Source organism: Microbacterium sp. STRO-2N, from assembly GCF_057747775.1.
The window spans coordinates 3659815-3685538 of record NZ_CM173223.1 but is presented as its reverse complement, the minus strand read 5'-3'; the positions used below and the strand labels follow the sequence as shown (position 1 = coordinate 3685538).

Below are 25724 nucleotides of genomic sequence, written 5' to 3'. Positions count from 1 at the left end.
CATGCCCGAAGCCGTCATCGTCGACGTCGTCCGCACCCCGTCGGGAAGGGGGAAGCCCGGGGGAGCGCTGAGCGCGGTGCACCCGGTCGACCTCGCCGCGGGGGTGCTCACCGGCCTGCTCGAGCGGAACGGACTGGAGTCCCGGCAGATCGACGACGTGCTCATGGGGTGCGTCAGCCAGATCGGCGACCAGGCCATGAACATCGCGCGACAGTCCGTCCTCGTCGCCGGGTTCGACGAGACGGTTCCGGCCGTCACGATCGACCGGCAGTGCGGGTCGAGTCAGCAGGCCGCGCACTTCGCGGCGCAGGGCGTGATCGCCGGTGCCTACGACATCGTGATCGCCGCGGGCGTCGAATCGATGAGCCGCGTGCCCCTCGGGTCGTCGCGCCAGGGCGGCTCGACGGCGCCCGGCATCCGTGCGCGCTACCCTGACGGGCTCGTGGGCCAGGGTGTGTCGGCGGAGCTCATCGCGCAGAAGTGGGGCTTGGGCCGCGAGGAGCTCGACGCGTTCTCGGCCGAGTCTCATCGGCGGGCGACGGATGCCTGGACCCGCGGCGCGTTCGACTCGCAGGTGCTCCCCGTGCTCGCCGATGGGCCCGATGCGGTCACGTTCGACGAGACGGTGCGCGCCGGCACGAGCGTCGAGGGCCTCGCCGGGCTGAATCCGGCGTTCCGCACCGACGAGCTTGCGGCGCGATTCCCCGACCTCGACTGGCGCATCACCGCGGGCAGTTCTTCGCCGCTCACGGACGCGGCATCCGCGGCGCTCATCATGAGCGAGGAGAAGGCGGCCGAGCTCGGGTTGACGCCGCGAGCGCGATTCCACGCGTTCGCGGTCGTCGGCGACGACCCGATCATGATGCTGACAGGGCCCATCCCCGCGACCCGGCGCATCCTCGAGCGCAGTGGTCTCTCGATCGACGACCTCGACGCCTACGAGGTGAACGAGGCATTCGCGTCGGTCCCGCTCGCGTGGCTCGACGAGCTCGGCGCGGACCCGGCGAAGCTCAATCCGTGGGGCGGCGCGATCGCGCTCGGGCACGCGGTGGGCGCATCCGGCACACGCCTGCTCGGCACGCTCCTCGCCCACCTCGAGGCGACCGGCGGCCGCTACGGCCTGCAGACGATGTGCGAGGGCGGCGGCATGGCCAACGCGACGATCATCGAACGGCTGTAGCGCGCGGGATTCACGAGCTGGGCTTGAAGGGCCCCTGAAAACGTGCTCAACTTAGAGAACGATCCGTTCACTAAGGACGCCGATGGCAGCCCTCGACCACCGCGATCACGACAACCCGGCCTTGGTCGCGCCGCTGCGCTCGTTCGGGCGTGACGACCTCGAGCGCGCCGGCGGAAAGGGCGCGAACCTCGGCGAGCTGATCAGGATCGGGATGCCGGTGCCCGACGGCTTCGTCGTCACCACCGACGCGTACGCCGCCGTGGACGCGCCGACGCCCGATCGCGCGAGCTACGAGCACGCCGAGCTGCCCGCCCCGCTCGCGCGCGCGATCGCCGATGCCTACGCCGCGCTCGGCAGCGGCCCCGTGGCGGTGCGGTCCAGCGCGACGGCCGAAGACCTGCCGGGCGCCGCGTTCGCCGGCCAGCAGGACACCTACCTCAATGTGATCGGACAGCGCGCGCTCCTGGATGCCGTCCGCCGATGCTGGGGCTCGCTGTGGACGGAGCGCGCGGTCGCGTACCGAGCACGGCTCGGCATCGACCCCGGCGATGTCCGCATCGCGGTGGTGGTGCAGCGCATGATCGATCCGGATGCCGCGGGTGTCATGTTCACGGCGGATCCGGTGACGGGCGACCGCGGCAAGGTCGTCGTCGAGGCAGGCGCCGGGCTCGGCGAAGCCGTCGTGTCGGGGCTCGTGACCCCGGACCGCTACGTCCTGGACCGTGAAGGAGAGCTTCAGCACGTCACGCACGGACGCAACGAGGCGGTCGTCCGCGCGGCGGCGGGCGGAGGCGTCGTGCACGAGAGCACGTCCGAAGCCCTCACCCGCCTCGACGGCGCCGTTCTCGCCGAGCTGGTGCGGCACGGCATCGAGGTGGAGCGCCACTTCGGGCGACCCCAGGACATCGAGTGGGCGGTCGAGTCCGGGCGCGTGCATCTCCTGCAGGCGCGACCGATGACGGCGCTCCCGCCGCCGCCCCTGCGCGGCCGGCTCAACCCGCTCCAGCGGAGGCTCGCCGCGGTGCTGATCGAGCTGCTCCCGACGCGCCCGTACCCGATGGACATGTCGACGTGGGTGCCGCACGGCCCGGCGGGCCTCATGGCCAAGGTCACCGAGAGTCTCGGCATCCGTCGTGCGTTCGAGGAGTTCCTGCGGGAGAAGGACGGGGTCGTCTACCAGCTCGTTCCGCCTCGGCCTCATCCGACGCCCCGCGTGCTGCTCGCGCCGTTCCGGGTCGCCTCACGTGCGCGCCGCTTCGACCCCGCGCGCTGGACCGATGACCCCCGCTACGGCACGTACCGCGCGCGGGTGCGCGACCTGGCTGCGAGGGAACTCACCGTGCTGAGCTGGGCGGAGCTCATCCGCGTGCCCCGTGAAGCGCTCGACCTCGTGGAGCCCGTCGCCGACCTGCGCATCGACTACCTCCCCGGGTCGGGAGTCGCCGTCGTGCGGCTCTTCGTCGCCCTCAAGCTCGGCCGCAGCAGGCTCCGACTCGGCGATCTGCTGCTCGACGGTCGCAGCCGCACCGAGCAGGCGAACCGCGACCTCGAGGCACTGGCGGCCACGGTCCGGGCAGACCCGCTCCTCGCCGAGCGCTTCGCTGAGGACGAGCCCGCCGACCTTCTTCCAGTGGTCGAACGGATGCCGCAGTTCGCGGCCCTCATCGCCGAGCACGGTCACCGCGAGTCGGCGTCCCCCCTGCTCGCCAGCTCGCCGACGTGGGGGGAGGCGCCCGAGATCGTCGTCGGCCTGATCAAGGCGCTCGCCACGTCCGAGGGCACGACCTTGGCGAAGCCGCGCGCCGATGCAGGATCGACCCCGCGCATGAGCCGCCTCGTCGAGCGCGCGCGGGCGGGTGTGGCCTTCCGCGAGGACTCGCACTACGAGTTCACGCGTCCGCTGCCGATCCTGCGGGCGGCGCTCGACGAGCTCGGCAGCCGCCTCGCTGCCGCCGGCGTGCTGGAGGATGCGGCCGACATCTGGCATCTGCGCCTCGAGGAGGTCGAGGCGCTCGAGGAGCCCGTCCCGACGGAGGCAGGTCGACGCCTGCGTGACCTCGTTCGCGCGCGGTCGGCCCGGCGGGAGGAGCTCGCGGGCGTGCGGATGATCGATCCCCGCGCGGCGTTCCCGGCACGCGACGCCGGTGACGCCCTCGTCGCGGGCGAGCCGGCCAGCGGCGGGCGGGTGAGCGGGCCGGTCCGCATCATCCGCGAGCCCGCGGAGTTCGGGCGGCTCGCGGACGGCGACATCCTCGTCTGCCCGTACACCAACCCGTCGTGGACGCCGCTGTTCCAGCGCGCGGCCGCCGTCGTCGTCGACTCGGGCGGCATCGCGTCGCACGCCGCCATCGTCGCCCGCGAGTACGGGATCCCGGCGATCATGGGCACAGCGGACGGCACCGCGGTTCTCCGGGACGGACAGACGGTGACGGTCGACGGCGACACCGGGCGCGTCACGTCCCTGGCCGAACCCGAGCCCGTGTCCGAGCGTCGCCCATGAGCGACGACCACCGCTCGCGACCCCGGCGGCGTGGAAAGGCACTGGACGCGGCGATCCTCGAGGCGGCGCTCGAGGAGCTCGCCGAAGTGGGGTATGCGGGGCTGACGATGGAGCGGGTCGCCGAGCGCGCCCGCACCGGCAAGGCGTCCCTGTACCGCCGCTGGCCCACGCGCGTGGAGCTGACCCTCGACGCCGTGCGCCACGCGATGCCCGACCCGGCGTCGCCGCCCGACACCGGCGCGTTCCGCACGGACGTCCTGGAATGCCTGCGCGAGAACGCCGCCCTGCTGGCGGGTCCCTCCGGTCAGGCGCTCCGTGGACTGCTCGGCGATGCGATGGCCGATGAGGAGCGCATGCGCGCGCTGCGGCGGCGCTCGCAGGGTTCCGGCGTGACGGCGATGACGGAGATCGCGCGCCGGGCTGTCGCCCGCGGCGAGATCGACGGCGCGACCGTCACGCCCGCGCGCCTCGAGGTGGCGCACGCGATGCTCCGCCAGCGCTTCCTGTTCAACGGCGCGGCGATCGGCGAAGACGTCCTCGCCGAGATCGTCGACGAGGTGGTCGTGCCGCTGTTCATCCCCGGTCGTTGAGCGCCCTTCGACGCGGTCGTTGGCGCTCCCTTGCTCAGGAACCGCGAAGCGAGGCGAAAGGGAGACGGTTCGTGCCCCTTCGCTCGACGACCGGCGTGTGCAAGCGGTTGCGGGAACCGTGTTCCGAACGGATGCCGCGGGCGACGGCATCCGCTCGATGAATACGTTCTCATGATGTAAGCGCTTGCAATTCCCGGTGGCACCGCGCTAGTGTCGGCGGCACACAGCCCCACCGGCACGTCGTCGTGCCGCCGCGCATTCTGGAGCCACCGTGTCGAAGACGACATCCCCACGCGCCCGCCGCATCGCCGCGGGCATCGCCGCCGCAGCGCTCTTCGTCACCGGGGGCGTGGTCGCCACAGCCCCCGCTGCCGCGGCCGACCGGACGTTCGCGCTCGTCGGCAGCCTGCAGTCCGAGCTCGGCTGCCCCGGCGACTGGCAACCCGAGTGCACGGCCACGGAGCTCCAGCCGACCGGCGCCGAGAACCTCTACGCCGCCGAGTTCGAGGTCCCCGCCGGCACCTGGGAGTACAAGGTCGCGGTGAACGACTCGTGGGACGAGTCGTACGGGCTGAACGGCGGCGGCGACAACATCCCGCTGACCATCGCGGGCCCGGCGACCCTGCGGTTCGTGTTCGACGACGCGGCCAAGCGCGTCGGCCTCGAGGCGAAGAGCCTCCGCGGGGGATACTCCGCCGACGACGACGCACTCGTCGCCGCGCCGGTGCGCCAGCCCGGCAGCCAGGAGCAGTTCTACTTCGTGATGACCGACCGGTTCGCCAACGGTGACGCGTCCAACGACACCGGCCGCATCGACGGCGACCGGCTGGCGCACGGCTTCGACCCGACCGACAAGGGCTTCTACCACGGCGGCGATCTCGCGGGGCTGCGCGCCAACCTCGACTACATCAAGGGGCTCGGCACGAGCGCGATCTGGCTGACGCCGAGCTTCAAGAACCGCCCGGTCCAAGGCGAGGGCGCGAACGCGAGCGCGGGCTACCACGGGTACTGGATCACCGACTTCACGCAGATCGACCCGCACCTGGGCACGAATGAAGAGCTCGAAGCGCTCATCGCCGAGGCTCACGCGGCCGGCATCAAGGTGTACTTCGACATCATCACGAACCACACCGCCGACGTCATCGACTACGCCGAGGGCCAGTACTCCTACATCGACAAGGCGACCGAGCCGTACCGCGACGCGAGCGGGGTGGAGTTCGATCCCGCGACGTATGCGGGCACCGCCGAGTTCCCGGCGCTCGATCCCGCGACGTCGTTCCCATACACCCCCGAGCTCACCGCGGAGGACGCCACGGTGAAGACTCCGGAGTGGCTGAACGACCCGACGCTGTACCACAACCGTGGCAACTCGACGTGGGCGGGCGAGTCGGTGACGTACGGCGACTTCGACGGCCTCGACGACCTCATGACCGAGCATCCCACCGTCGTGAACGGCTTCGTCGACGTCTATCAGGACTGGATCGACCTCGGCATCGACGGGTTCCGCATCGACACCGCCAAGCACGTGAACTTCGAGTTCTGGGAGGCCTGGTCGAAGGAGGTGCTCGACTACGCGCACGCCGCCGGCAAGCCCGACTTCTTCATGTTCGGTGAGGTCTACGACGCCGACCCGGTCAAGCTCGCGCCGTACGTGCGCGACACCGACATGAACTCGGTGCTCGACTTCACGTTCCAGTCCGCGGCGGTGAGCTTCGCCGCCGGCAACAGCGCGGAGGGGCTGCACCATCTGTACGCGGGGGACGACTGGTACACGACGCCGGACTCGTCGGCGACGGCGCTGCCGACCTTCCTCGGCAACCACGACATGGGCCGCGTCGGCTACATGCTGCAGTCCGCGCCGAACGCGCTCGAGCGCGACCTGCTCGCGCACGACCTGATGTTCCTCGGACGCGGCCAGCCCGTCGTCTACTACGGCGACGAGCAGGGCTTCGCGGGCACCGGTGGCGACAAGGACGCGCGCCAGACGCTCTTCGCGAGCCAGGTCGCGTCGTACCAGAACCAGAACCTCATCACCGGCGAGCAGGCCGGCTCGACCGACCGCTACGCCACGACGGCACCGGTCTACGAGCGCATCGCCGAGCTCTCCGCGCTGCGCGACGCGCACCCGACGCTGGTGACCGGGGCTCAGGTCGAGCGGCACGCCGATGACGGCGCAGGCGTCTATGCCTTCTCGCGGGTCGACCGCGACGACAAGGTCGAGTACCTCGTCGCCCTGAACAACACCGACGCCGACAAGACCGTCGCCCTGACGACGCTCACCGCGAGCGCCTCGTTCGCTCCCGTGTACGGCAGCATGACCGGCATCACGACGGATGCCTCGGCCGCGGCATCCGTCACCGTTCCGGCCCTGTCGGCCGTCGTATACCGCGCCGACGCGCCGGTGACCGCACCCGCGGCCCCGGCCGAGATCAGCGTGAACCTGCCGGCCGCCGGAGCCGGCGTCACAGGATCGGCGGGCGTCGGTGCCGATGTCGACGACCGCACCTGGCAGGAGACGAGCTTCGCGTGGCGCATCGTCGGGGGCGACGAATGGCACGCCCTCGGCACCGCCGAAGACACCGACCCACGCGTCTTCCACTCGATCGAGGGCCTCACGAACGGCACGCTCGTCGAGTACCGCGCCGTGACGACGGATGCCGCGGGCCGGCACTCCGCCGCGTCCACGTACGCGTCGGTCGGCAACCGCGTGAGCCCCGGGGTCGAGGAGGAGCCCGAGGAGCCGGAGGAGCCGGAGCCGCAAGAGCCCACCGAGTACGGTGCCGTCAGCGTCCCCGGCAGCCTCAACTCCGAGATGGGATGCCCCGGCGACTGGCAGCCGGAGTGCCCGGCCGCGGCGATGACCGAGGTCGACGGCATCTGGACTCTCACGGTCGACCTCCCGGCCGGTGACTACGAGTACAAGATCGCGACCGAGCAGAGCTGGAACGAGAACTACGGCGCCGGGGGCGTGCAGAACGGCCCGAACATCGCGCTGAATCACGCCGGTGGTCCGATCACGTTCTTCTTCGACCCCCGGACCAAGAACATCCGCTCGACGGCGGACGGACCTGTGATCACCCTGCCCGGCTCGTTCCAGAGCGAGCTCGGCTGCGCGGGCGACTGGGCGCCGGAGTGCCTCGCCGGCATGATGTTCGACCGCGACGGCGACGGCGTGTTCCAGTTCACGACCGATGATCTCCCCACCGGCTCGTACGAGGTCAAGGTCGCGCACAACCGCAGCTGGTCCGAGAACTATGGCGCCGGCGGTGCACCGGGCGGCGCGAACATCTCGTTCAGCGCGAGCGCCGGCAAGGTCGTCACGTTCCGCTACAACCTCGAGACGCACGTGCTGACCGTGAAGGCGAGCGACCCGCCGCTCGCGGGCACGGGTGAGCTGCGCGCGCACTGGATCGACGCCGGGACCATCGCGTGGCCCGCCGACCTCGGTGCTCCCGCCGCCGATGCCTCGTGGCAGCTGTACTCGTCGACGGATGCGTCGCTCGCCGTGTCGGCGGACCGCGAGGTGACCGGCGGCTCCGACCCGATCCCGTTGACGCGCATCGACGGCGGCCTCGACGACGCTCAGAAGGAGCGGTTCCCCGCGCTCGCCGGATATGTGGCGCTGCGCGTGGCCGACGTCGACCGCGAAGCCGTCGCCGCGCTGCTGCAGGGCCAGCTCATGGTCGCTCAGCGGGGCGCTGGCGACGTGCTCACCGCGTTCACCGGCGTGCAGATCCCCGGTGTGCTCGACGACCTGTATGCAGACGCCGTCGACGACGCCGAGCTCGGCGTGACCTTCGAGGGCAAGAAGCCGACGTTCCGGCTATGGGCCCCGACCGCCCAGCAGGCGACCCTGCTGACGTGGGCGGCGGGGGCGGACGGCGACCCGCAGCGTCATGAGGCGACGCGGGACGCGGCATCCGGAATCTGGACCGTCACCGGCGGCAAGAGCCTGAAGGGCGACGAGTACGCGTGGGAGGTCGTCGTCTACGCTCCGGCCACCGGTGCCATCGAGACCAACGTCGTCACCGACCCCTACTCGGTCGCGCTCACGCTGAACTCCGAGCACTCGGTCGCGATCGACCTGCACGACAAGCAGTGGCGTCCGAAGGTGTGGCAGACGAAGAAGGCACCCGCGATCGAGCGGCCCGTCGACCGTGCGATCTACGAGCTGCACGTGCGCGACTTCTCGATCACCGACGAGTCGGTGCCCGAGGCCGAGCGCGGCACCTACACGGCCTTCACGCGTGACAGCGCGGGTGCCCGGCAGCTGCGACAGCTCGCCGACGCCGGTATCAACACGGTGCATCTGCTGCCGACCTTCGACATCGCGACGATCGAGGAGGACCGCTCGAAGCAGCAGGTGCCGGCGTGCGACCTCGCGTCGTTCGGACCCGCAGACGCCGCGCAGCAGGCGTGCATCGAGGCGGTCGCCGACACCGACGGCTTCAACTGGGGCTACGACCCGTACCATTTCTCGACTCCCGAGGGCTCGTACGCGGTGAACCCCGAGGGCGGCGCGCGGGTCGCGGAGTTCCGCTCGATGGTCGGCGCGCTCCACGGCATGGGGCTACAGGTCGTGCTCGACCAGGTGTTCAATCACACCGCGCAGTCGGGCCAGGGCGAGAAGAGCGTGCTCGACCGCGTCGTTCCGGGCTACTACCACCGGCTCAACGCGGCCGGCGCGGTCGAGACCTCGACGTGCTGCCAGAACGTCGCGACCGAGCACGAGGTGGCGCAGAAGCTGATGGTCGACTCGGTCGTGCTGTGGGCGCGCGAGTACAAGGTCGACGGCTTCCGGTTCGACCTCATGGGGCACCACTCCAAGGCGAACATGCTCGCGATCCGCGAGGCGCTCGACGAGCTGACCATCGAGGACGACGGCGTCGACGGCTCGAAGATCTACCTGTACGGCGAAGGCTGGAACTTCGGCGAGGTGGCGAACAACGCGCTGTTCGAGCAGGCGACGCAGGGGCAGCTCGGCGGGACCGGCATCGGCACCTTCACCGACCGCCTGCGCGACGCCGTCCATGGCGGCAGCCCGGTCGACGGGGCGTCGAAGTTCTACCAGGGCTTCGGCACGGGACTGGCGACCGACCCCAACGGCAGCGACCAGTCGGCGCCCGGCGATCCGTTCGCCGACCTCGCTCACAAGACGGACCTGGTCAAGCTGGGACTCGCGGGCAACCTGCGCGACTTCGAGCTGACGGCGTCGGACGGCACCGTGAAGGCGGGTGACGAGTTCGACTACAACGGCTCGCCGGCGGGCTACGCCGACCAGCCCGACGAGATCATCACGTACGTCGACGCACACGACAACGAGACGCTGTTCGACCTCGGCGTGCTGAAGCTGCCCGCCGACACCCCGATGGCCGACCGTGTGCGCATGAACACGCTGTCGCTCGCGACCACCGCGTACGCGCAGACACCGTCGTTCTGGCACGCCGGCACCGAGCTGCTGCGCTCGAAGTCCCTCGACCGCAACAGCTACAACTCGGGCGACTGGTTCAACCGCATCGACTGGACCGGCCAGGAGTCGACCTTCGGGTCGGGGCTGCCGCGCCAGGCCGACAACGGCGAGCACTGGGACGACCTGGCGCCGCTGCTGGCCGACCCGGCGAACAAGCCGGGGGCGTCCGACATCGCGGCGGCCGAGGCATCCGCTCTCGACCTGCTGCGCGTGCGTGAAGAGGTCGGGCTCCTGCGCCTCGGGTCTGCCGAGCTCATCGACGAGAAGGTCACCTTCCCGAACAGCGGGCCGGATGCCGCACCCGGCGTGGTCGTGATGCTCATCGACGACCTCGTGGGCGACGACGTCGACCCCGAGCTCGAAGGCGCGCTGGTCGTGTTCAACGCCTCGCCCGACGCGGTGACCCAGGTCGTGCCGGAGCTCGCCGGGCGCGGCTTCGCCCTGACACCGGCCCTCGCGAACGGATCGGACGCAGTGGTGAAGGCGACGACGTGGAATGCCCGCACCGGCACGCTGACGATCCCGGCCCGCACGGCGGTGGTGCTCGTCGACCGCGAGTGACCGTGGTCCGGCTCGCTGGCGCTGCCGGAACCTGCGGACGCTGCTGAAGCAGTCGGCCGCGCGAGCAGGTTTCGGCAGCGCGACGGCACCGCGCGGCAGCGGTCAGATCTGGCTGCCGATGCGCAGCAGGTTGCCGCTCGGGTCGACGACGGCGAACTCGCGCATGCCGTAGTCGGTGTCGACGGGCTCGACGATGCGGCTTCCGGTCTCTTCGTCAGGAGCGACGAGCGACGCCCAGGCGTCGTACAGCGCCTGCGCGTCGTCGACGTAGACGTAGGCCATGGCCGAGGTGCGAAGCGGATCGACGGACGGGTCCTCGACGTAGTGCAGCTCGACGTCACCGCGACCGACGATGAGGTACTGCCACACGTCGGGCGCCGCTCCCCGATTCTCGAAACCGAGACGCTCGAGGAACGACAGCGTCTCGAACAGATCGCGACTGATCAGGATCGGCACCGCACGCTCGCCCACACCCGCAGGGTATCCCCGCCGCGAGCCGTGTCAAAGAGCTGCGAGCAGCTGAGGGCCGAAGACCACCAGAGCCGCGACGCCGATGCTCGCGAGGCCGAGCGCCGCGATCGCGACGGCCAGCACGTTCCCGCCGATCGTCAGCAGCAGCGCGGCAATGGGCGACATCTCGCGGCGGGCGATCGGCGTGGACGAGGTGGTGGCGGTCACGTCATCGACGCTACGGAGCGGCCGAGGCGGCGGCATCCGTCTGGGGTCTCATCCGCGTCCACCGGCGGGATGATGTTCTGCCGAGAATCTCACGACGAAGTGTCGATCCGGGCGAGCGCCGAGCGACGACCTTGGTGAGGGTGGCACCGGGCCGCCCGGCCAGGAAGGATCAGACCATGAAGTTCATGATGTTCGTCGTCAGCGACGCCCAGCCGGACCAGCCGAGTGACGAGTCCGACATCGACCTGTGGGTCGACCCGCTCGACGCGAGCGGCAAGCGCGTCATCGGGGAGGTGCTGGCGCCCGTCGCCGAGGCGACGGTCGTGAAGGTGCGCGGCGGCAAGGTGCTCACGACGCGGGGGCCGTTCGCCGAGACCAGCGAGGTGATCCTCGGCTTCGACATCCTGGACGTCTCCGACCTCGACGAGGCGGTCGAGATCGCGTCGCGGCATCCGATGGCTCGAAATGGTCAGATCGAGTTGCGTGCCTTCGCGCCGTGGGACGAGTCGGACTGAGGCGTGGACCGGCCTGGGCGCGGCGGCGCCCGGGCCGCTTGCTGGTCTCCCTAACAATTACATGGACGTCCATGTAAACTGAGCACCGTGCCAATGACGGCACGATGACGTTGATCAGGATGCCCCACAAGGACGCCCTGGTCGGTGAAGGAGCAATGGTGTCCACGATCACCCCCACCGCACCCGCACTCACTGCCGACGAGCGCGCGGCGATCCTCGACGCGGTCCGCGAGTTCGCCCGCACGGAGCTCGAGCCGCACGCGCTCGAGTGGGACGCGCAGTCGATCTTCCCGCGCGACACCCTCCGCCTCGCGGGCGAGCTGGGCCTCGGCGGCGTCTATGTCCGCGAGGACGTCGGGGGCTCGGGCCTCACGCGCTCCGATGCCGCCGCGATCTTCGAGGAGCTCGCCCAGGGCGATCCCGCGATCGCCGCGTACATCTCGATCCACAACATGGTCGTGTGGATGATCGACACGTACGGCACCGACGCCCAGCGCCACGAGTGGCTGCCGCGCCTGACCGCCATGACGGACTTCGGCAGCTACTGTCTCACCGAGCCCGGCGCGGGGTCGGACGCCGCCGCTATCACCACGAGCGCGATCCGCGACGGCGACGAGTTCGTGCTCACCGGCGTCAAGCAGTTCATCTCGGGTGCGGGCGAGTCGTCGGTCTACATCGTCATGGCTCGCTCCGGCGAGCCCGGCGCGCGAGGCATCACCGCGTTCCTCGTGCCCGACGGCACTCCGGGGCTCTCGTTCGGGACGCCCGAGCACAAGATGGGCTGGAACGCGCAGCCGACCCGCCAGGTGATCCTCGACGAGGTGCGCGTGCCGGCGGCGAACGTCCTGGGCGGTGAGGGGCAGGGCTTCAAGATCGCGATGTCGGCGCTCGACGGGGGCCGCATCAACATCGCCGCGTGCTCGCTCGGCGGCGCGCAATGGGCTCTCGACAGGGCGCTGCGCTACGTCCACGAGCGGTTCACGTTCGGCGAGCCGCTGGCCGAGAAGCAGGCCGTCCAGTTCGCGCTCGCCGACATGGCCACCGAGCTGCGCGCCGCGCGGGCACTCGTGCGGGATGCCGCAGCCGCCCTCGATGCGAAGGCCTCCGACGCGAGCATGCAGTGCGCGATGGCCAAGCGCTTCGCCACCGACGCGGGCTTCGCGGTGGCGAACCAGGCACTGCAGCTGCACGGCGGCTACGGCTATCTCCACGAGTACGGGATCGAGAAGGTGGTGCGCGATCTGCGCGTTCATCAGATCCTGGAGGGAACCAACGAGATCATGCGCGTGATCATCGGCCGACAGCTGCTCGCACAGTGATCGCCGCGACAGGACGAGGAGGTCCGCGATGAGGATCGCATTCCTGGGGCTGGGTCACATGGGCCTGCCCATGGCGAAGAACCTGGCTGCCACGGGGCACGAGGTCATCGGCTTCGACGTCTCACCGCACGCCGTCGAGACGGCACGCGATGCCGGGCTCGCCGTCGCAGATGCGGGCACGGATGCCGCGGCCGCGGCATCCGTCGTCATCACGATGTTCCAGACGGGCCGGCAGGTGCTGGACGCATACCGGGGCGTCGACGGCGTGGACGGACTGCTGAAGGTCGCGGACCCCGGCGCCCTGTTCATCGACTGCTCGACGATCTCGGTCGATGACGCCCGCGAGGCGCACGCGCTCGCCGAGGCCGCAGGGCACCGGGCGCTCGATGCCCCGGTCTCGGGCGGCGTCGTCGGCGCCGAGAACGCCACGCTCGCCTTCATGGTCGGGGGATCCGACGAGGACTTCCAGGCCGCCGAGCCGCTGCTCGCGGCGATGGGCCGTCGCGTCGTCCACTGCGGCGGCGCGGGGCTCGGCCAGGCCGCGAAGGTCTGCAACAACATGATCCTCGCGGTCTCGCAGATCGCGGTGGCCGAGGCGTTCGTGCTCGGCGAGCGGCTCGGGCTCTCGCACCAGGCGCTGTTCGACGTCGCCTCGAACGCGTCGGGGCAGTGCTGGGCCCTGACCACGAACTGCCCGGTGCCGGGGCCGGTCCCCACCAGTCCCGCGAACCGCGACTACCAGCCCGGTTTCGCCGGGGCGCTCATGAACAAGGACCTGGGGCTCGCCGAGCACGCCATCGCCTCGACGGGCGTCGAGGCGCGCATGGGCATGCTCGCGCGCGAGATCTATGCCCGCTACGCCGACGGCCCCGGCGCCGGCCAGGACTTCTCGGGCATCATCAACACGATCCGCGCCGAGTCCGCCTGACGGGCGATCTCGGCGGCGGGCGCGCAACCCTTGCATGTCCCGATTTCGCTCACAAGGGACCCACCTGGGCGGCGATTCTGGGACACGACGGCGAGAATTCGGGACACGAGCCCGACAATGAGGTCATCGCACGACTGGAATGGAGTCCCATGGCTGAGCACGACGCGAAAGAGCTGACGGAGTACCAGACGATCCTCGTCGAGACGCGCGGACGCGTCGGATGGATCACCCTCAACCGTCCGGAGGCGCTCAACGCGCTGAACACGCAGGTGATGCACGAGGTCGTGGTCGCGGCATCCGCGTTCGACGCGGACGAGGGGATCGGCGCGATCGTGCTGACCGGCTCGGAGCGCGCGTTCGCCGCAGGCGCCGACATCAAGGAGATGGAGTCCAAGAGCGGCGTCGACATGCTCATGGGCGACCACTTCGGGGGCTGGGCGCGGTTCGCCGCCGTGCGCACGCCGGTGATCGCGGCGGTCTCGGGCTACGCGCTCGGCGGCGGCTGCGAGCTGGCGATGATGTGCGACCTCATCCTCGCCGCCGACACCGCGAAATTCGGGCAGCCCGAGATCAACCTCGGCGTCATCCCCGGGATGGGCGGCTCGCAGCGGCTCATCCGCGCCGTCGGATACTACAAGGCCGCAGACCTCATCCTCACGGGACGCATGGTGGATGCCGCGGAAGCCGAGCGCATCGGACTCGTGTCGCGCGTCGTGCCCGCCGCCGAGCTCCTCGACGAGGCCGCGAAGGTCGCCGAGACCATCGCGGCGAAGAGCCTGCCGGCGCTGTACGCCGCGAAGTCGACGCTCGACGCCGCGCTCGAGACCCCGCTCGCCGAGGGCCTGCGGCTCGAGCGGCATGTGTTCGCGAGCCTCTTCGACACCGCCGACCAGAAGGAGGGCATGGCCGCCTTCCGCGAGAAGCGCCAGCCCGAGTTCGAGAACCGCTGACCGCTCACCGCTCGCCGCTGACCGCTCACCGCGAGACCGGGGGTTCTTCGCGAGCCCGAAGGCGATGCCCTCGGGTTCGGTGGAAGTCCCCGGTCTCGCGAGTAGAGAGGACGGGGAGACGGCGGGCCCGGGGGCGGGGCGGGAGGGTCAGAGGGGGTCGGGCTGGGGCTTGGGGTCGGTGAAGTCGCCGGCGTCTTTGCGCAGGCGCGCGATGATCCGCACGAGTTCGGTCGTGTCGGTCTCGTTCAAGCCGGGGCTCTCGAACACCTCGGTGTTCAGTGCCGCCGTCGCTCGCTCCACGAGCTCACGACCCGCGTCCGTCAGCACGAGCATGGCCGCGCGGCCGTCGGCCGGGTGCGGTTCGCGCGAGACGAGCCCATCGCGCGCGAGGCGGTCGACGGTGTTCGTGACGCTGGTCGGATGCACCTGCAGGCGCGCGATGGCACTGGCCATCGGCATCCGTCCCTCTCTCGTGAACCCGAGCAGGCGCAGCATCTCGTAGCGCGCGAACGAGAGTCCGAACGGCTTCAGCGCGGCGTCGATGCGGGCGAACATGAGCTGCTGCGCACGGATGATCGAGGTGACGGCGGTCATGCCGCCGGCGGCGGACTCCCAACCGTGGGCGACCCACTGGCGCTTCGCCTCGGCGATCGGGTCGACCGGAAGACGCTTCGTCGCAGCCATGTGAACCTCCCGCTCCCACCGTACCGGCAGGCGCCGGGGGCGGAGATGACGGATGCTGCAAACAGGCGTTTATGTATACACACGGGCGTAGCTGCGTCGGTGTTGTCGGCTCGATGACCTCGGATTGGGTACATTCGGCTGCGCGCTCTAGACTCGTGCCCAGCGTGAGGAGACCGATATGAAGATCGTCGTCCTGGTCAAGGAAGTCCCGGATACCTACGGGGATCGCAAGCTGTCGCTGGAGACCGGTCTGGCCGACCGGGCCGCGTCCGAGACGGTGCTCGACGAGATCGGCGAGCGGGCGCTCGAGGTCGCGCTGTCGTACGCCGACAAGGCGCCCGGCACCGAGGTCGTGGTGCTCTCGATGACTCCCGAGTCGGCGTCCGCGACGGTGCGCAAGGGTCTCGCGATGGGCGCCGCGTCGGCGGTGCAGGTGGTCGACGACGGCCTCCTCGGTGCCGATCTCGGACTGACCGCCGAGGTGCTCGCGGCGGCGCTGCGGCGGATCGGCTTCGACCTCGTGATCGCGGGCAACCAGTCCACGGACGGCTCCGGCGGCGTGCTGCCGGTGATGGTGGCCGACCTGCTCGACGTCCCCGCGGCGACGTACCTGAACAGCGTGGATATCTCGGATGCCGCGGTGAACGGCGTGCGGGCGTCCGACGGCGCGACGGCGACGGTGTCGGCATCGCTTCCCGCGGTGATCTCGATCACCGAGGCGCTGCCGGACGCGCGGTTCCCGAACTTCAAGGGCATCATGGCCGCGAAGAAGAAGCCGTTCGAGGTGCTGACGCTCGAGGATCTGGGCATCGACCCGCACGACTCGGATGCGTCGCGGTCGATCGTGATCGGACTGAGCGAGAAGCCGCCGCGGCAGGCCGGCGTCAAGATCGTCGATGAGGGCGACGCGGGCGAGAAGCTCGCCGAGTTCCTGATCCAGAACCGGCTGGTGTGAGAGATGGGCGACATGAACTTCGCAGATGACTCGATCCTCGTCCTCCTCGACACCACCCCGTCCGGCGGCTTGGCGAAGTCGGCGGCCGAGCTCCTCGGTGCCGCGTCCCAGGTGGGCACGCCGGTGGCCCTGGTGATCGGCGACGAGGGTCTGGCGACGGATGCCGCGGCCCTCGGCGCGGCGCAGGTGCTGGTCGCCGCACCCGGTGAAGGTCTGTCGGTGCCGGTGGCGGATGCCCTGACGGCCGCCGCGGCGCTGGTGCGCCCGGATGCCGTGGTCGTCTCGCACTCGATCGAAGGACGCGAGGCCGCGGCCCGTTTCGCCGCGCGGACCCGGTCGGGCCTCGCGGTGGACGCGGTGGGCCTCTCGCGCGACGCGGAGGGCGTGGTCGCGCATCATTCCGTGTACGGCGGCGCGTACAACGTCGACTCCGCGGTGACGTGGGGCGCGCCGGTGATCACGATCCGCCAGGGATCGGTCGATGCCCGCGCCGAGGCTGTCGCCTCGCCGGAGGTCGAGAAGCTCGAGGTCACGCCGTCGGGCCGCAAGGCGGCGACGGTGGAGTCGGTGGATGCGGCGGTGGTGTCGTCGTCCCGTCCCGAACTGCGTGGAGCGGCGAAGGTCGTGTCGGGCGGGCGCGGGCTGGGCTCCGGTGAGAAGTTCGTGCTCGTCGAGCAGCTGGCCGACGCGCTCGGCGCGGCGGTCGGGGCGTCGCGTGCCGCGGTCGACGCCGGCTATGTGCCGCAGACGTACCAGGTGGGGCAGACCGGGGTGTCGGTGTCGCCGCAGCTGTACGTCGCGCTGGGCATCTCGGGTGCGATCCAGCACAAGGCCGGCATGCAGACCGCGAAGACCATCGTCGCGATCAACAAGGACGCGGATGCCCCCATCTTCGAGATCGCGGACTTCGGGGTCGTCGGCGACCTGTTCCAAGTGGTGCCGCAGCTGATCGCGGCGCTCGAGGCGAACAAGGCCAAGTAGCGATGGCGACCTACGGCACCACTGTGCGGCGCGGGCTCCCCCGCCGTCCCGGCGGCGAGCCGTGGCCGCCCGCGGGCGTCGTGCCCGACGGCGTGAGCACCGCTGTGGTCGAGCCCGCTGCGGAGCCGGGGGTGGCGTCGCTTCCGGTCGCTGAGCCGACCGCGCCCGCCGTTCAGGTGGCGCAACACGCGGAACCGGATGCCTCGACCCCGCGTGTCGCGACCCCCGAACCGGAGGCGGCCGCTGCGTCGCCGACCGCGCCCGCCGTTCAGGTGGCGCAACACGCGGAAACGGATGGCTCGACCCCGCGTGTCGCGACCCCCGAACCGGCCGCGCGTGGGGTGCGAGCAGTGCGGCGCGGTCTGCCGCGAGTGCCCGGCGGCGAGCCGTGGCCCCCGGCCGGGCTGACGCGCCCGGGGGCTCCCGGCGACGTGCGATCGGCGCCTGGAGAAAGTGCCGGCACCGGCACTCCCGGGGCAGCGGCCGCGGCATCCGTTCCGGTGCAGGCCCAGGGGACTCGCGAGCCGGCACTCCCGCCGACCACGGCTGCTCCGGAGGCAGTGGCTGCGGCGTCCGTCTCCGCGGAGCCGCAGGCTGCGACCCCAGGCCTCGCCGTGACGGGCGCGAAGGCGCTGCGACGGGGGCTGCCCCGTGTGCCCGGCGGCGAGCCGTGGCCGCCAGCGGGTTTCGCGCCCGCCGCGCGGGCCGCGGCGCAGACGGCTGAGGTGGCGCAACACGCGGGGACGGATGCCTCGACCCCGCGTGTCTCGACACCCGAAGCGCCCGCCGCGCCGGCCGCAGCGGCTACGGCTGGAGTGGCGCAACACGCGGGGACGGATGCCTCGACCCCGCGTGTCTCGACCCTCGAAGCGGGGGCGGGCACCCCGTCGGGCGTGCCGCTGACGCAGCCACTGCCCTTCACGCGCACGGTGTGGGCGGGTGCCGCAGCACGCACACGGCCCGAGCCGAAGCCCGAGCCGGAGCGAGTCGGTCCGTTCACCAAGGCGCAGTGGGCGGGTGCCGTCATCGTCGGCGGGGGCGGGCTGCTGGTCGCGGCGGCACTCGCGGTGCTGTTCGTGCGGTGGCTGCTGTCGACGCCGTGGGGCCTGGACTACCTGGCGGCCTATCCGGGGGAGTACCACCTGCCCGAGGGGGCGCCGGTCGGGTTCCCGGCGTGGCTGGGGTGGCAGCACTTCTTCAACGTGTTCCTGATGGTGCTCATCATCCGGTCGGGGCTGCGCGTGCGCACCGAGAAGCGGCCCACCGTGTTCTGGTCGCCGCGCACGAACGGCAAGCGCAAGATCAGCCTGACCCTGTGGTTCCACCAGTCGCTCGACATCCTGTGGCTGGTCAACGGCGTGATCTTCGTGGCGCTGCTGTTCGTCACGGGGCAGTGGATGCGGATAGTCCCGACGTCGTGGGACGTCTTCCCGAACGCGATCAGCGCCGGGCTGCAGTACGTCTCGCTGGACTGGCCGACCGAGAACGGCTGGGTCAACTACAACTCGCTGCAGCAGCTGGCGTACTTCGCGACCGTGTTCATCGCGGCGCCGCTCGCCGTGATCACCGGCGTGCGCATGTCGGGGGTGTGGCCGAAGAACGCCACCGGACTCAACAAGGCCTACCCGGTGGAATGGGCCCGCGCGGTGCACTTCCCGGTGATGCTGTACTTCGTCGCGTTCATCGCTGTGCACGTGTTCCTCGTGTTCGCAACCGGGGCCCTGCGCAACCTGAACCACATGTACGCCGCACAGGGCTCGCCCGATCCCGACGCGTACGCGGCGAACTGGACCGGATTCTGGCTCTTCGTCGCCTCGCTCGTGGTGATCGCCGCCGCGTGGGTCGCCGCCCGCCCGCTCGTCCTCGCTCCGATCGCGCGCTTGTTCGGCAAGGTCTCGGGTCGCTGACGCCGCGCGTCAGTCCTCGACGCGCAGACCCGCCTGCTCGGCCAGCGCTGGTGCCATCAGCTGAAGCTGCTCCGGTGAGATCGTGGCACCGCGAAGGCCCGCCATGCCCACGATCTCGCGAAGGTCTGCGCCGCGCAGGTCGACGTCGGTGAGGGTCGCGCCGCCGACGTTCAGCGCCCCGACGCGGCTGCCATCGAACGCGACGCGCCGAGCGGTCGCGTCGAGCAGGTCGATCTCGTCGATCGTGCAGTCGACGAACGCGACGTCGAGCAGGTCGGTCGCGCGCAGGTTCACGAACCCGAGCCGGCAGCGGGTGAATCGGATGCCGCGCCACGCGCCGTCGTAGGCCTCGATGGAGCCGAACCTGCTGTCGCGGATCTCGACGTCGCGCGGGGTCGCCCGCGCGGCCGAGACCACCGGGACGTCGGCGCCGTCGAACACGGACTCGACGATGCGCGCCCCGCGGAGCGTCCACGAGCCGAGCTCGAGCCTGGAGAATCGGCATCCGTCGATCGTCGTCCCGACGTCGACCCGCCACTCGTCGAGAGCGATGTCGGCGTATGCGGTGCCGTCGAGATGCTCGGACGCGAGCTGTTCCGAGTCGCCGGAGGCCAGTCCGGTGAGCCGCGACTCGTCGAAGTCGAACGAGGGCGGCTGCGTGCTCTGGGGCTTCCCGGGCCGGGCGGAGCGCGTCGTCATCTCGGCAACCCTAGTCGGGGGCTGGGACGCCGGGCGGGGGATAACCCGAAGAAGAGTCTCCGGATGGCTCGGGCGCGCGGCGGGCGGCGCAGCCCTACCGTGGGAGGCATGACCTCTCCGGCCTCTCCTCCCGTCCGTCCGGTCACGCGCCCTGCGCAGGTCGCGGGGGCCGTCGCGCAGCTCGCGGCGCTCGGCGTGGTGGGAGCGATCGTCTTCACGGTCCTGCTCTCGATGCTGGGCCTCGGCATCGGGCTCCTCTTCGTGCTCGGCATCGGCATTTTCGTGCTCATCGCGCTGGTGTATGTGCTGTTCGCGGTCGGCTGGGTCGAGACGCAGCGCGTGGAGGGCCTGTACGGGTTCGGGCTGGCCGCGCCGCGCCCCCGCAGCAGCGGCCGGACCGGTTTCGGCGGGTTCCTGCGCACCGTATGGCTGCAGGCGATCGATCCCACGACGTGGCGGGCGATCGCGAACCTCACCATCGCGTCGATCCTCGGCTGGGTCGTCGTGGCGCTCGCGGGTGTGCTGGCCTCGGGCGTCGTGATGGCCTTCTCGCCGCTGTTCGCCCAGTCGTCCGCGGTACGGCTCGTCCGCAGCGGCATCGAGGTGCCGCTGGCCTGGGTCCTCCCCGTCGGCCTCCTCGCGGTGCTGGTCTCGGCCGCCGCCATCATCGCCCTGGCGGTGCTGCACGGCATCATCGCCCGCGCCGTCATGGTGCCCTCTCGGGAAGCCCAGCTCGCCGAGGCCGCCCGCACGTCCAGCGTGCAGCACGCGGGCGCCGTGCGCGCCGCCGATGTCGAGCGGTCGCGCATCGAGCGCGACCTCCACGACGGCGTGCAGCCGCGGCTGGTCTCGGTCGGCATGACGCTCGGCCTCGCCCAGCAGAAGATCGACGCCGACCCCGACGCCGCGAAGGCGCTCATCTCGGAGGCCCACACCTCGACCAAGGCGGCCATCACCGAACTGCGGCAGCTGGCCCGCGGCATCCACACGTCCGTCCTGGACGATCGCGGACTCGACGCGGCGCTTTCGGCGCTGGTCGGCCGATCCGTCATCCCGGTGCACATGGACGTCCGGCTCGACGGACGCTGCAGCCGCAACGCCGAGGCGGCAGCGTACTTCGCGATCGCGGAGGCGCTCACCAACGCCACCAAGCACTCCCGCGCGACCGAGGTGCGCCTCGTGGCGCGGCTTCGCGAACCCGGCGTGCTGTGGGCCCGCGTCGAAGACAACGGCGTGGGCGGCGCGCGCATCGTCCCCGGCGGAGGCCTCGACGGCATCGTGAACCGCGTGCTCGCCGCCGGCGGCGAGGCGCGCATCGACAGCCCAGCCGGCGGGCCGACCAGCGTGGAGGTGAGCATCCCATGCGCATCCTGATCTGCGAGGACTCCGCGCTGCTGCGGGCGGGACTGGTCCGCGTCCTCGAGGACGCCGGCCACGATGTCGTCGCCGCGCTCCCGGACGCCTCGCGACTGGACGAGACGGTCGACGAGACCGCGCCCGAGCTGTGCATCATCGACGTGCGGCTGCCGCCGCGCTGGACGGATGAGGGCATCCGCGCCGCGCTGTCGCTGCGGAGCCGGCTGCCCGAGCTCGCCGTGCTGGTGCTGTCGCAGTACGTCGAGGAGCGCTACGCCGCCGATCTCATCGCCTCCAGCGGCGGCGCGCTCGGGTATCTCCTGAAGGACCGCGTCGCGGACGTCGGCGACTTCCTCGAGGCGATCTCCCGCATCGCAGCGGGCGCCACCGTCCTCGACCCGGAGGTGGTGGCCCAGCTGCTCAGCCGCAGGACGAGGGACGAACGGATGCTGCGGCTGACCGAACGCGAGTCCGCGGTGCTCGCGCTCATCGCCGAGGGGCGCTCGAACCAGGCGATCGCGCGCACGCTGAACGTCACGGAGGGAAGCGTGGAGAAGCACATCACCGCCGTCTTCCAGAAGCTCGACCTCGAGCCGGACGAATCCGGCAACCGGAGGGTGCTCGCCGTTCTCGCCCATCTCGAGCACGGCACCCCGGCACCGCCTCCACCCCCGGCCGCCCCGCCACGCGTCGGCCCGACCCCGTCGGGCGGAACGACATCCCGCGGCTCCGCGCCGCAGACAGGAACGAACCGATGAGCACGACCGTGACTCCGCCTCCGCCTGCCCCCGACCGTCCGTCGGCGCCGGTCGCGCCTCCGTCCGAGGGCGCGCGAGCGGTCTCGATCGTCGCGATCGTGCTGGGCGCCATCGTCCTCGGCGGGACCGTGCTCTCGGCGGTGATCGGCACCGTGGCCTCGGCATCGGTGCACACCTCGACGCGCACGGCGGCGGTCTCGGGCATCGACGACCTGGATGTCGACGCGGCCGCGGGCGTCCTGCGCGTCGAGTTCGCCGACGTCGATGAGGCCGAGCTCGAAGTCACCAGCTCGTGGGGTGCCGACCGGTGGCGCTTCGAGCGCGACGACGACAGCCTCGTCGTCGCGTCGCCCGACCGTGGCGGATGGTTCGGGTGGGGCGGCTGGTTCGGGTGGGGCGGCTGGTTCGGCGACGGCAGCGGCGACGCGGTGCTGCGGCTGCCCGCCGATCTCGAGGGCATCGACGCCGATCTGTCTCTGTCGGCCGGCGACCTCATCGCCGACGGCACGTTCGGCGAGCTCGAGGTGACGCTCGGCGCCGGCTCGTTCGACATCGCCGGCGCGGCGGAGTCGGTGTCGGCCGACGTGAGCGCCGGCCGCGGCGACCTGGACCTCGAGGACGTCGGCGAGGCCGAGCTCACCGTCAGCGCCGGATCGCTCGACGCGCGTCTGTCGGGTGAGCAGCCCGGCTCGGTGGAGGTCGAGGTGAGCGCCGGATCGCTCCAGCTCACCGTGCCCGAAGGGGACTACGACGTCCTGTCGGACGTCTCCGCAGGCGGGTTCGACAACCGCATCGGCTCGAGCCCGGGAGCCGCGAGCACCATCCGGGTCGGCGTCTCGGCCGGCGAGGTCGTCTTGACGTCCGAGCGCTGACGGCCCGGGTACTAAGGCCCGGACTGGAAGGCGTCGGCGACGGCGTCGCGCGCCGACGCCTGGCCGGCGGCGAAGCCCTCGGCGTAGGCCTCGTCGGCACCGAGCCGGAACATGTCGCGCTCGAGCGGACGCACGATCGAGCGGGCGCCCGGCAGGTCGAGGGGTCCGACGAGATCCGCGCGGCCGCGGACCACGGCGACCGGCAGCCGCGCCGTCTTGCCCTTGACGAGGTCGGCCACCGCAGCGAGCTCGTCCGCGACGCACGGCATGGTCACGACGAGCGGCCGGCCCTCGGCATCCGTCGCCCCGCGAAGGTCCTCGAAGACGTGGACGCCCCCTGCGCCGATGGCATGGTCGGTCTGGCCCTCGCGCCACGCGCGCCCCAGGGTGTCCGACACGATCACTCCCACCTCGACGCCGAGGCGCTCGCGCAGGCCCGCGGCCATCGCCCGCGCCGAGGCGTCGGGGTCGACCGGCAGCAGCAGCACCGTACCGTCTGGGGTGTTCGAGGCGTCGACGCCCGCCGCCGCCGACACCATGCCGAGCCGGTTCGCGACGATGCGCGTCGTCGCCCCGGTGGGGGAGGTGCGGGATGCCACGACCCGCACCGTCTCGGAGGTGATGGCGTCTTCGCGATCATCCGCGACGACGAAGCGGCCCTCCGCCTTCGACACGATCTTCGAGGTCACCACGACGATGTCTCCGTCGGCGAGGCCCGAGCCGGCCGCCCGTGCGATGACGTCGACGAGGTCGGTGCCCGCCGCGATCTCGGGGATTCCCTCGAGCGGCCAGACGGTGAGAGGAGTGCGAGGCGGCATGGCTCCAGTCTTCCGGATCGCGGGCCGGGACAGCCCGGAGATGTCGAAGGGGCGTGCCCGGAGAACCGGACACGCCCCTGTCGAACGTCGTGGACGTCAGCGCACGAAGCGCACCTCGGTGAGCGTCTCGCCGAGGAAGGGCTCGGTGTGCGATGCGCCGTCGAGCGCGAAGCCGTTTCGCGTATAGAAGCGGTGCGCGCGGGGGTTGTCTTCGGCGACCCACAGGTACAGCGGCTCGTCGTGCTCGACGACGGCGTCGAACAGCTTCTGGCCGATGCCGGTGCCGTGGTACGCGTCGAGGAGGTAGATGAAGTACAGCTCGCGGAACCGTGGAGCGTCGCGGTCACGTGCGGGGCCGGACCCCGCGAAGCCGACGATCTCGCCGTTCACGAGGGCGGCGTACATCTTGAACTCGGGGCCCTGTGCGGCCCAGTGGGTCCACAGCTCGGCCATGCGCTTGGGTGAGACCGCCTCGAGCGCGGCCTTGCTGATGAGGTGGTCGTACGTCTCGTGCCAGCAGGTGGCGTGCACGCGGCCGAGGGCTTCGGCGTCGACGTCCCGCACCGGACGGACGACGATGTCGGTCTGGAGTTCGGCTTCCATGGGCCAGACTCTACGCGGGCTGTGCCACGAGGCGAAATCAGGGTCCAACGCGCATGAAATGCAGCGGATCGGATCGACAGGGCTGTCGGCATCCGACAACCGAATGGGCGAATCGGGCGCGGATCGCTACCATCGCACCTCGTGAACGTGATCTGGCGGACCCTCATGGTGATGCTGTCGGCGCGGCGGCGCGTGCGGCGATTCGGGCGCCTCGGGCCGACCGAGATCGGGCGCGTGCGGCTGACCACCCTGCCGACCGACATCGACCTGCTGCAGCACATGAACAACGGCCGGTACCTGTCGCTGTTCGACCTCGGACGCTGGGACCTGCTCGTGCGCACCGGACTGTGGGACGTCATGAAGGCGCGCGGCTGGTACGCCGTCGTCTCGAGCGAGACGGTGACGTTCCGCAAGTCGCTGAACCTGTGGCAGCGGTTCGACGTCGAGTCGCGCATGATCGGCCACGACGACAAGGCCGTGTACCTCGAGCACCGGGCCGTCGTGGACGGCGAGGTGTATGCCCGCGCGATCATCCGCGCGCGCATGATGAAGCGGTCGGGTGGGACCCTCTCGCATGAAGAGCTGTTCGCGGCGGTGGGCCGCCCCGAGGGGATCCCCGAGGTGGACGACTGGGTGCACGACTGGGCCGCGGCATCCGCTCTCCCGCCCACGCGCGCCGAGGCGCCCAGCGTCTGGAGCTGAGCACCTAGCGCACCGCACAGCGCAGCGCAAGCGGTTTGCCGCGAGTGCGCGCTCTGCGGTTGCGTGGGCCCCGGGAGCGCCGGAATCCTCCTCCGGCGCGCGAGGGGAAGGAGTGCACTCGTGGATACGAGCACCCTGATCTGGATCATCGTCGGGATCGTCATCCTGCTGGTGATCGTGGTGGTCGCGATGATCATGACGTCGCGCAGGCGGCGCACTCGGCAGCTCGAGCATCGGCACGAACGGGCCGAGAAGCTGCGGGCCAGCGCGCGCGAGACCGATCTGAAAGCGCGTGAGCACGAGGCCGAGGCCGCCCGTGCCCGCGCCGACGCGGCGGCCGCTGCTGCCGCGGCGGAATCCGCGAAGGCGCGCGCCGCCGAGGCGTCGATCGACGCCGAGAGACGCGCCGGCACGATCGACGAGCATCGAGCGGATGCCGAGAAGCTGCGTGCCGAACAGGCCGAGACGCTGCGCAAGGCCGACGACGTCGACCCGTACGTCGACGACACGCGTGCTGCCGACGCACCGGTCGAGCGACCCGCGGGGGTGAGCGACGACGGACTGCGGCGCGAGTACCGGCGCGACGGCGACGACGCCGCCCGCCGCGACGAGGTCGCGGCCGACGAGGTGGTGAATCCGCCGACGCGCACCGACCACACCGACCGCGCCTGACGCGCGCCCGCGGGTGGTGCGCGGCG

At 71.2% G+C, this 25724-nt stretch carries 22 protein-coding genes; 16 read left to right on the top strand and 6 right to left on the bottom strand.

Translation table 11 applies throughout. The features are described 5' to 3' along the window. Position 1 precedes the first annotated feature (1 nt). The 4 genes from AC3ANN_RS16920 to pulA all read left to right on the top strand — a co-directional run bounded on the left by AC3ANN_RS16920 (position 2) and on the right by pulA (position 10301). On the top strand, positions 2–1180 hold the full coding sequence (locus AC3ANN_RS16920) for a thiolase family protein (protein WP_488338545.1): 1179 nt from the start codon (positions 2–4) through the stop codon (positions 1178–1180). A gap of 82 nt (positions 1181–1262) precedes the next feature. After that, a complete protein-coding gene (locus AC3ANN_RS16915) occupies positions 1263–3680 on the top strand; it encodes a PEP/pyruvate-binding domain-containing protein (protein ID WP_488338544.1) in 2418 nt (805 codons plus the stop codon). Next, positions 3677–4270 carry a TetR/AcrR family transcriptional regulator gene (locus tag AC3ANN_RS16910; RefSeq protein ID WP_488338543.1) on the top strand — a complete coding sequence of 198 codons (594 nt, stop codon included), beginning with the start codon at positions 3677–3679 and terminating at the stop codon, positions 4268–4270. Before AC3ANN_RS16915 ends, AC3ANN_RS16910 begins: the two co-directional genes overlap by 4 nt. A gap of 271 nt (positions 4271–4541) precedes the next feature. Further along, complete coding sequence (gene pulA, locus AC3ANN_RS16905) at positions 4542–10301, top strand: pullulanase-type alpha-1,6-glucosidase (protein WP_488338542.1); 5760 nt, start codon at positions 4542–4544, stop codon at positions 10299–10301. Between the two features lie 102 nt (positions 10302–10403). Here pulA and AC3ANN_RS16900 read toward each other — a convergent pair whose 3' ends face one another. Both AC3ANN_RS16900 and AC3ANN_RS16895 read right to left on the bottom strand, forming a co-directional pair. Then, complete coding sequence (locus tag AC3ANN_RS16900; protein WP_488338541.1) at positions 10404–10772, bottom strand: bleomycin resistance protein; 369 nt, start codon at positions 10770–10772, stop codon at positions 10404–10406. 30 nt (positions 10773–10802) lie between these two features. Next, the gene (locus AC3ANN_RS16895) at positions 10803–10979 is read right to left on the bottom strand and encodes a hypothetical protein (RefSeq protein WP_488338540.1); all 177 of its coding nucleotides are present in this window, start codon (positions 10977–10979) and stop codon (positions 10803–10805) included. Positions 10980–11155: 176 nt separating this feature from the next. Here AC3ANN_RS16895 and AC3ANN_RS16890 point away from each other — a divergent pair, with 176 nt between their 5' ends. The 4 genes from AC3ANN_RS16890 (at position 11156) to AC3ANN_RS16875 (ending at position 14691) form a co-directional block, all read left to right on the top strand. Continuing rightward, on the top strand, positions 11156–11494 hold the full coding sequence (locus AC3ANN_RS16890; RefSeq protein WP_488338539.1) for a YciI family protein: 339 nt from the start codon (positions 11156–11158) through the stop codon (positions 11492–11494). A gap of 167 nt (positions 11495–11661) precedes the next feature. Further along, positions 11662–12813: an acyl-CoA dehydrogenase family protein gene (locus AC3ANN_RS16885; protein WP_488340862.1), complete on the top strand. Its 1152-nt coding sequence runs from the start codon at positions 11662–11664 to the stop codon at positions 12811–12813. A 28-nt stretch (positions 12814–12841) separates the two neighbouring features. Then, a complete protein-coding gene (gene mmsB / locus AC3ANN_RS16880; RefSeq protein ID WP_488338538.1) occupies positions 12842–13741 on the top strand; it encodes a 3-hydroxyisobutyrate dehydrogenase in 900 nt (299 codons plus the stop codon). Positions 13742–13914: 173 nt separating this feature from the next. Further along, on the top strand, positions 13915–14691 hold the full coding sequence (locus AC3ANN_RS16875; RefSeq protein WP_488340861.1) for an enoyl-CoA hydratase: 777 nt from the start codon (positions 13915–13917) through the stop codon (positions 14689–14691). A gap of 147 nt (positions 14692–14838) precedes the next feature. Here AC3ANN_RS16875 and AC3ANN_RS16870 read toward each other — a convergent pair whose 3' ends face one another. Continuing rightward, the gene (locus AC3ANN_RS16870; protein WP_488338537.1) at positions 14839–15375 is read right to left on the bottom strand and encodes a MarR family winged helix-turn-helix transcriptional regulator; all 537 of its coding nucleotides are present in this window, start codon (positions 15373–15375) and stop codon (positions 14839–14841) included. Positions 15376–15553: 178 nt separating this feature from the next. On the opposite strand from AC3ANN_RS16870, the gene AC3ANN_RS16865 reads away from it, so the two are divergent. Genes AC3ANN_RS16865 through AC3ANN_RS16855 form a run of 3 tightly spaced genes read left to right on the top strand, consistent with a single transcriptional unit; the run spans position 15554 to position 19218 of the window. Beyond that, complete coding sequence (locus AC3ANN_RS16865; protein ID WP_488338536.1) at positions 15554–16330, top strand: electron transfer flavoprotein subunit beta/FixA family protein; 777 nt, start codon at positions 15554–15556, stop codon at positions 16328–16330. 12 nt (positions 16331–16342) lie between these two features. Continuing rightward, a complete protein-coding gene (locus tag AC3ANN_RS16860) occupies positions 16343–17311 on the top strand; it encodes an electron transfer flavoprotein subunit alpha/FixB family protein (protein WP_488338535.1) in 969 nt (322 codons plus the stop codon). A 2-nt stretch (positions 17312–17313) separates the two neighbouring features. After that, on the top strand, positions 17314–19218 hold the full coding sequence (locus AC3ANN_RS16855; protein ID WP_488338534.1) for a cytochrome b/b6 domain-containing protein: 1905 nt from the start codon (positions 17314–17316) through the stop codon (positions 19216–19218). 9 nt (positions 19219–19227) lie between these two features. On the opposite strand, the gene AC3ANN_RS16850 is transcribed toward AC3ANN_RS16855, so the two are convergent. Further along, positions 19228–19917, bottom strand: coding sequence for a pentapeptide repeat-containing protein (locus AC3ANN_RS16850; protein ID WP_488338533.1), 690 nt, complete (start codon positions 19915–19917; stop codon positions 19228–19230). A gap of 108 nt (positions 19918–20025) precedes the next feature. Between AC3ANN_RS16850 and AC3ANN_RS16845 the strand changes: the two genes are divergently transcribed. From AC3ANN_RS16845 to AC3ANN_RS16835, 3 genes are read left to right on the top strand one after another with little or no spacing between them, the layout of a single operon-like run. Next, on the top strand, positions 20026–21291 hold the full coding sequence (locus AC3ANN_RS16845) for a sensor histidine kinase (RefSeq protein WP_488338532.1): 1266 nt from the start codon (positions 20026–20028) through the stop codon (positions 21289–21291). Next, positions 21279–22031, top strand: a complete 753-nt coding sequence (locus AC3ANN_RS16840; protein WP_488338531.1) for a response regulator — start codon at positions 21279–21281, stop codon at positions 22029–22031. Before AC3ANN_RS16845 ends, AC3ANN_RS16840 begins: the two co-directional genes overlap by 13 nt. Continuing rightward, positions 22028–22903, top strand: coding sequence for a DUF4097 family beta strand repeat-containing protein (locus tag AC3ANN_RS16835; protein ID WP_488338530.1), 876 nt, complete (start codon positions 22028–22030; stop codon positions 22901–22903). Before AC3ANN_RS16840 ends, AC3ANN_RS16835 begins: the two co-directional genes overlap by 4 nt. 11 nt (positions 22904–22914) lie before the next feature. On the opposite strand, the gene cofE is transcribed toward AC3ANN_RS16835, so the two are convergent. Both cofE and AC3ANN_RS16825 read right to left on the bottom strand, forming a co-directional pair. Beyond that, on the bottom strand, positions 22915–23721 hold the full coding sequence (gene cofE, locus AC3ANN_RS16830; protein ID WP_488338529.1) for a coenzyme F420-0:L-glutamate ligase: 807 nt from the start codon (positions 23719–23721) through the stop codon (positions 22915–22917). Positions 23722–23817: 96 nt separating this feature from the next. After that, positions 23818–24324 (bottom strand): GNAT family N-acetyltransferase, encoded by a 507-nt coding sequence (locus tag AC3ANN_RS16825; protein ID WP_488338528.1) that lies wholly within the window; start codon positions 24322–24324, stop codon positions 23818–23820. Between the two features lie 141 nt (positions 24325–24465). On the opposite strand from AC3ANN_RS16825, the gene AC3ANN_RS16820 reads away from it, so the two are divergent. Both AC3ANN_RS16820 and AC3ANN_RS16815 read left to right on the top strand, forming a co-directional pair. Further along, complete coding sequence (locus AC3ANN_RS16820) at positions 24466–25026, top strand: thioesterase family protein (RefSeq protein ID WP_488338527.1); 561 nt, start codon at positions 24466–24468, stop codon at positions 25024–25026. A 120-nt stretch (positions 25027–25146) separates the two neighbouring features. After that, the gene (locus AC3ANN_RS16815) at positions 25147–25698 is read left to right on the top strand and encodes a hypothetical protein (protein ID WP_488338526.1); all 552 of its coding nucleotides are present in this window, start codon (positions 25147–25149) and stop codon (positions 25696–25698) included. Positions 25699–25724 lie beyond the last annotated feature (26 nt).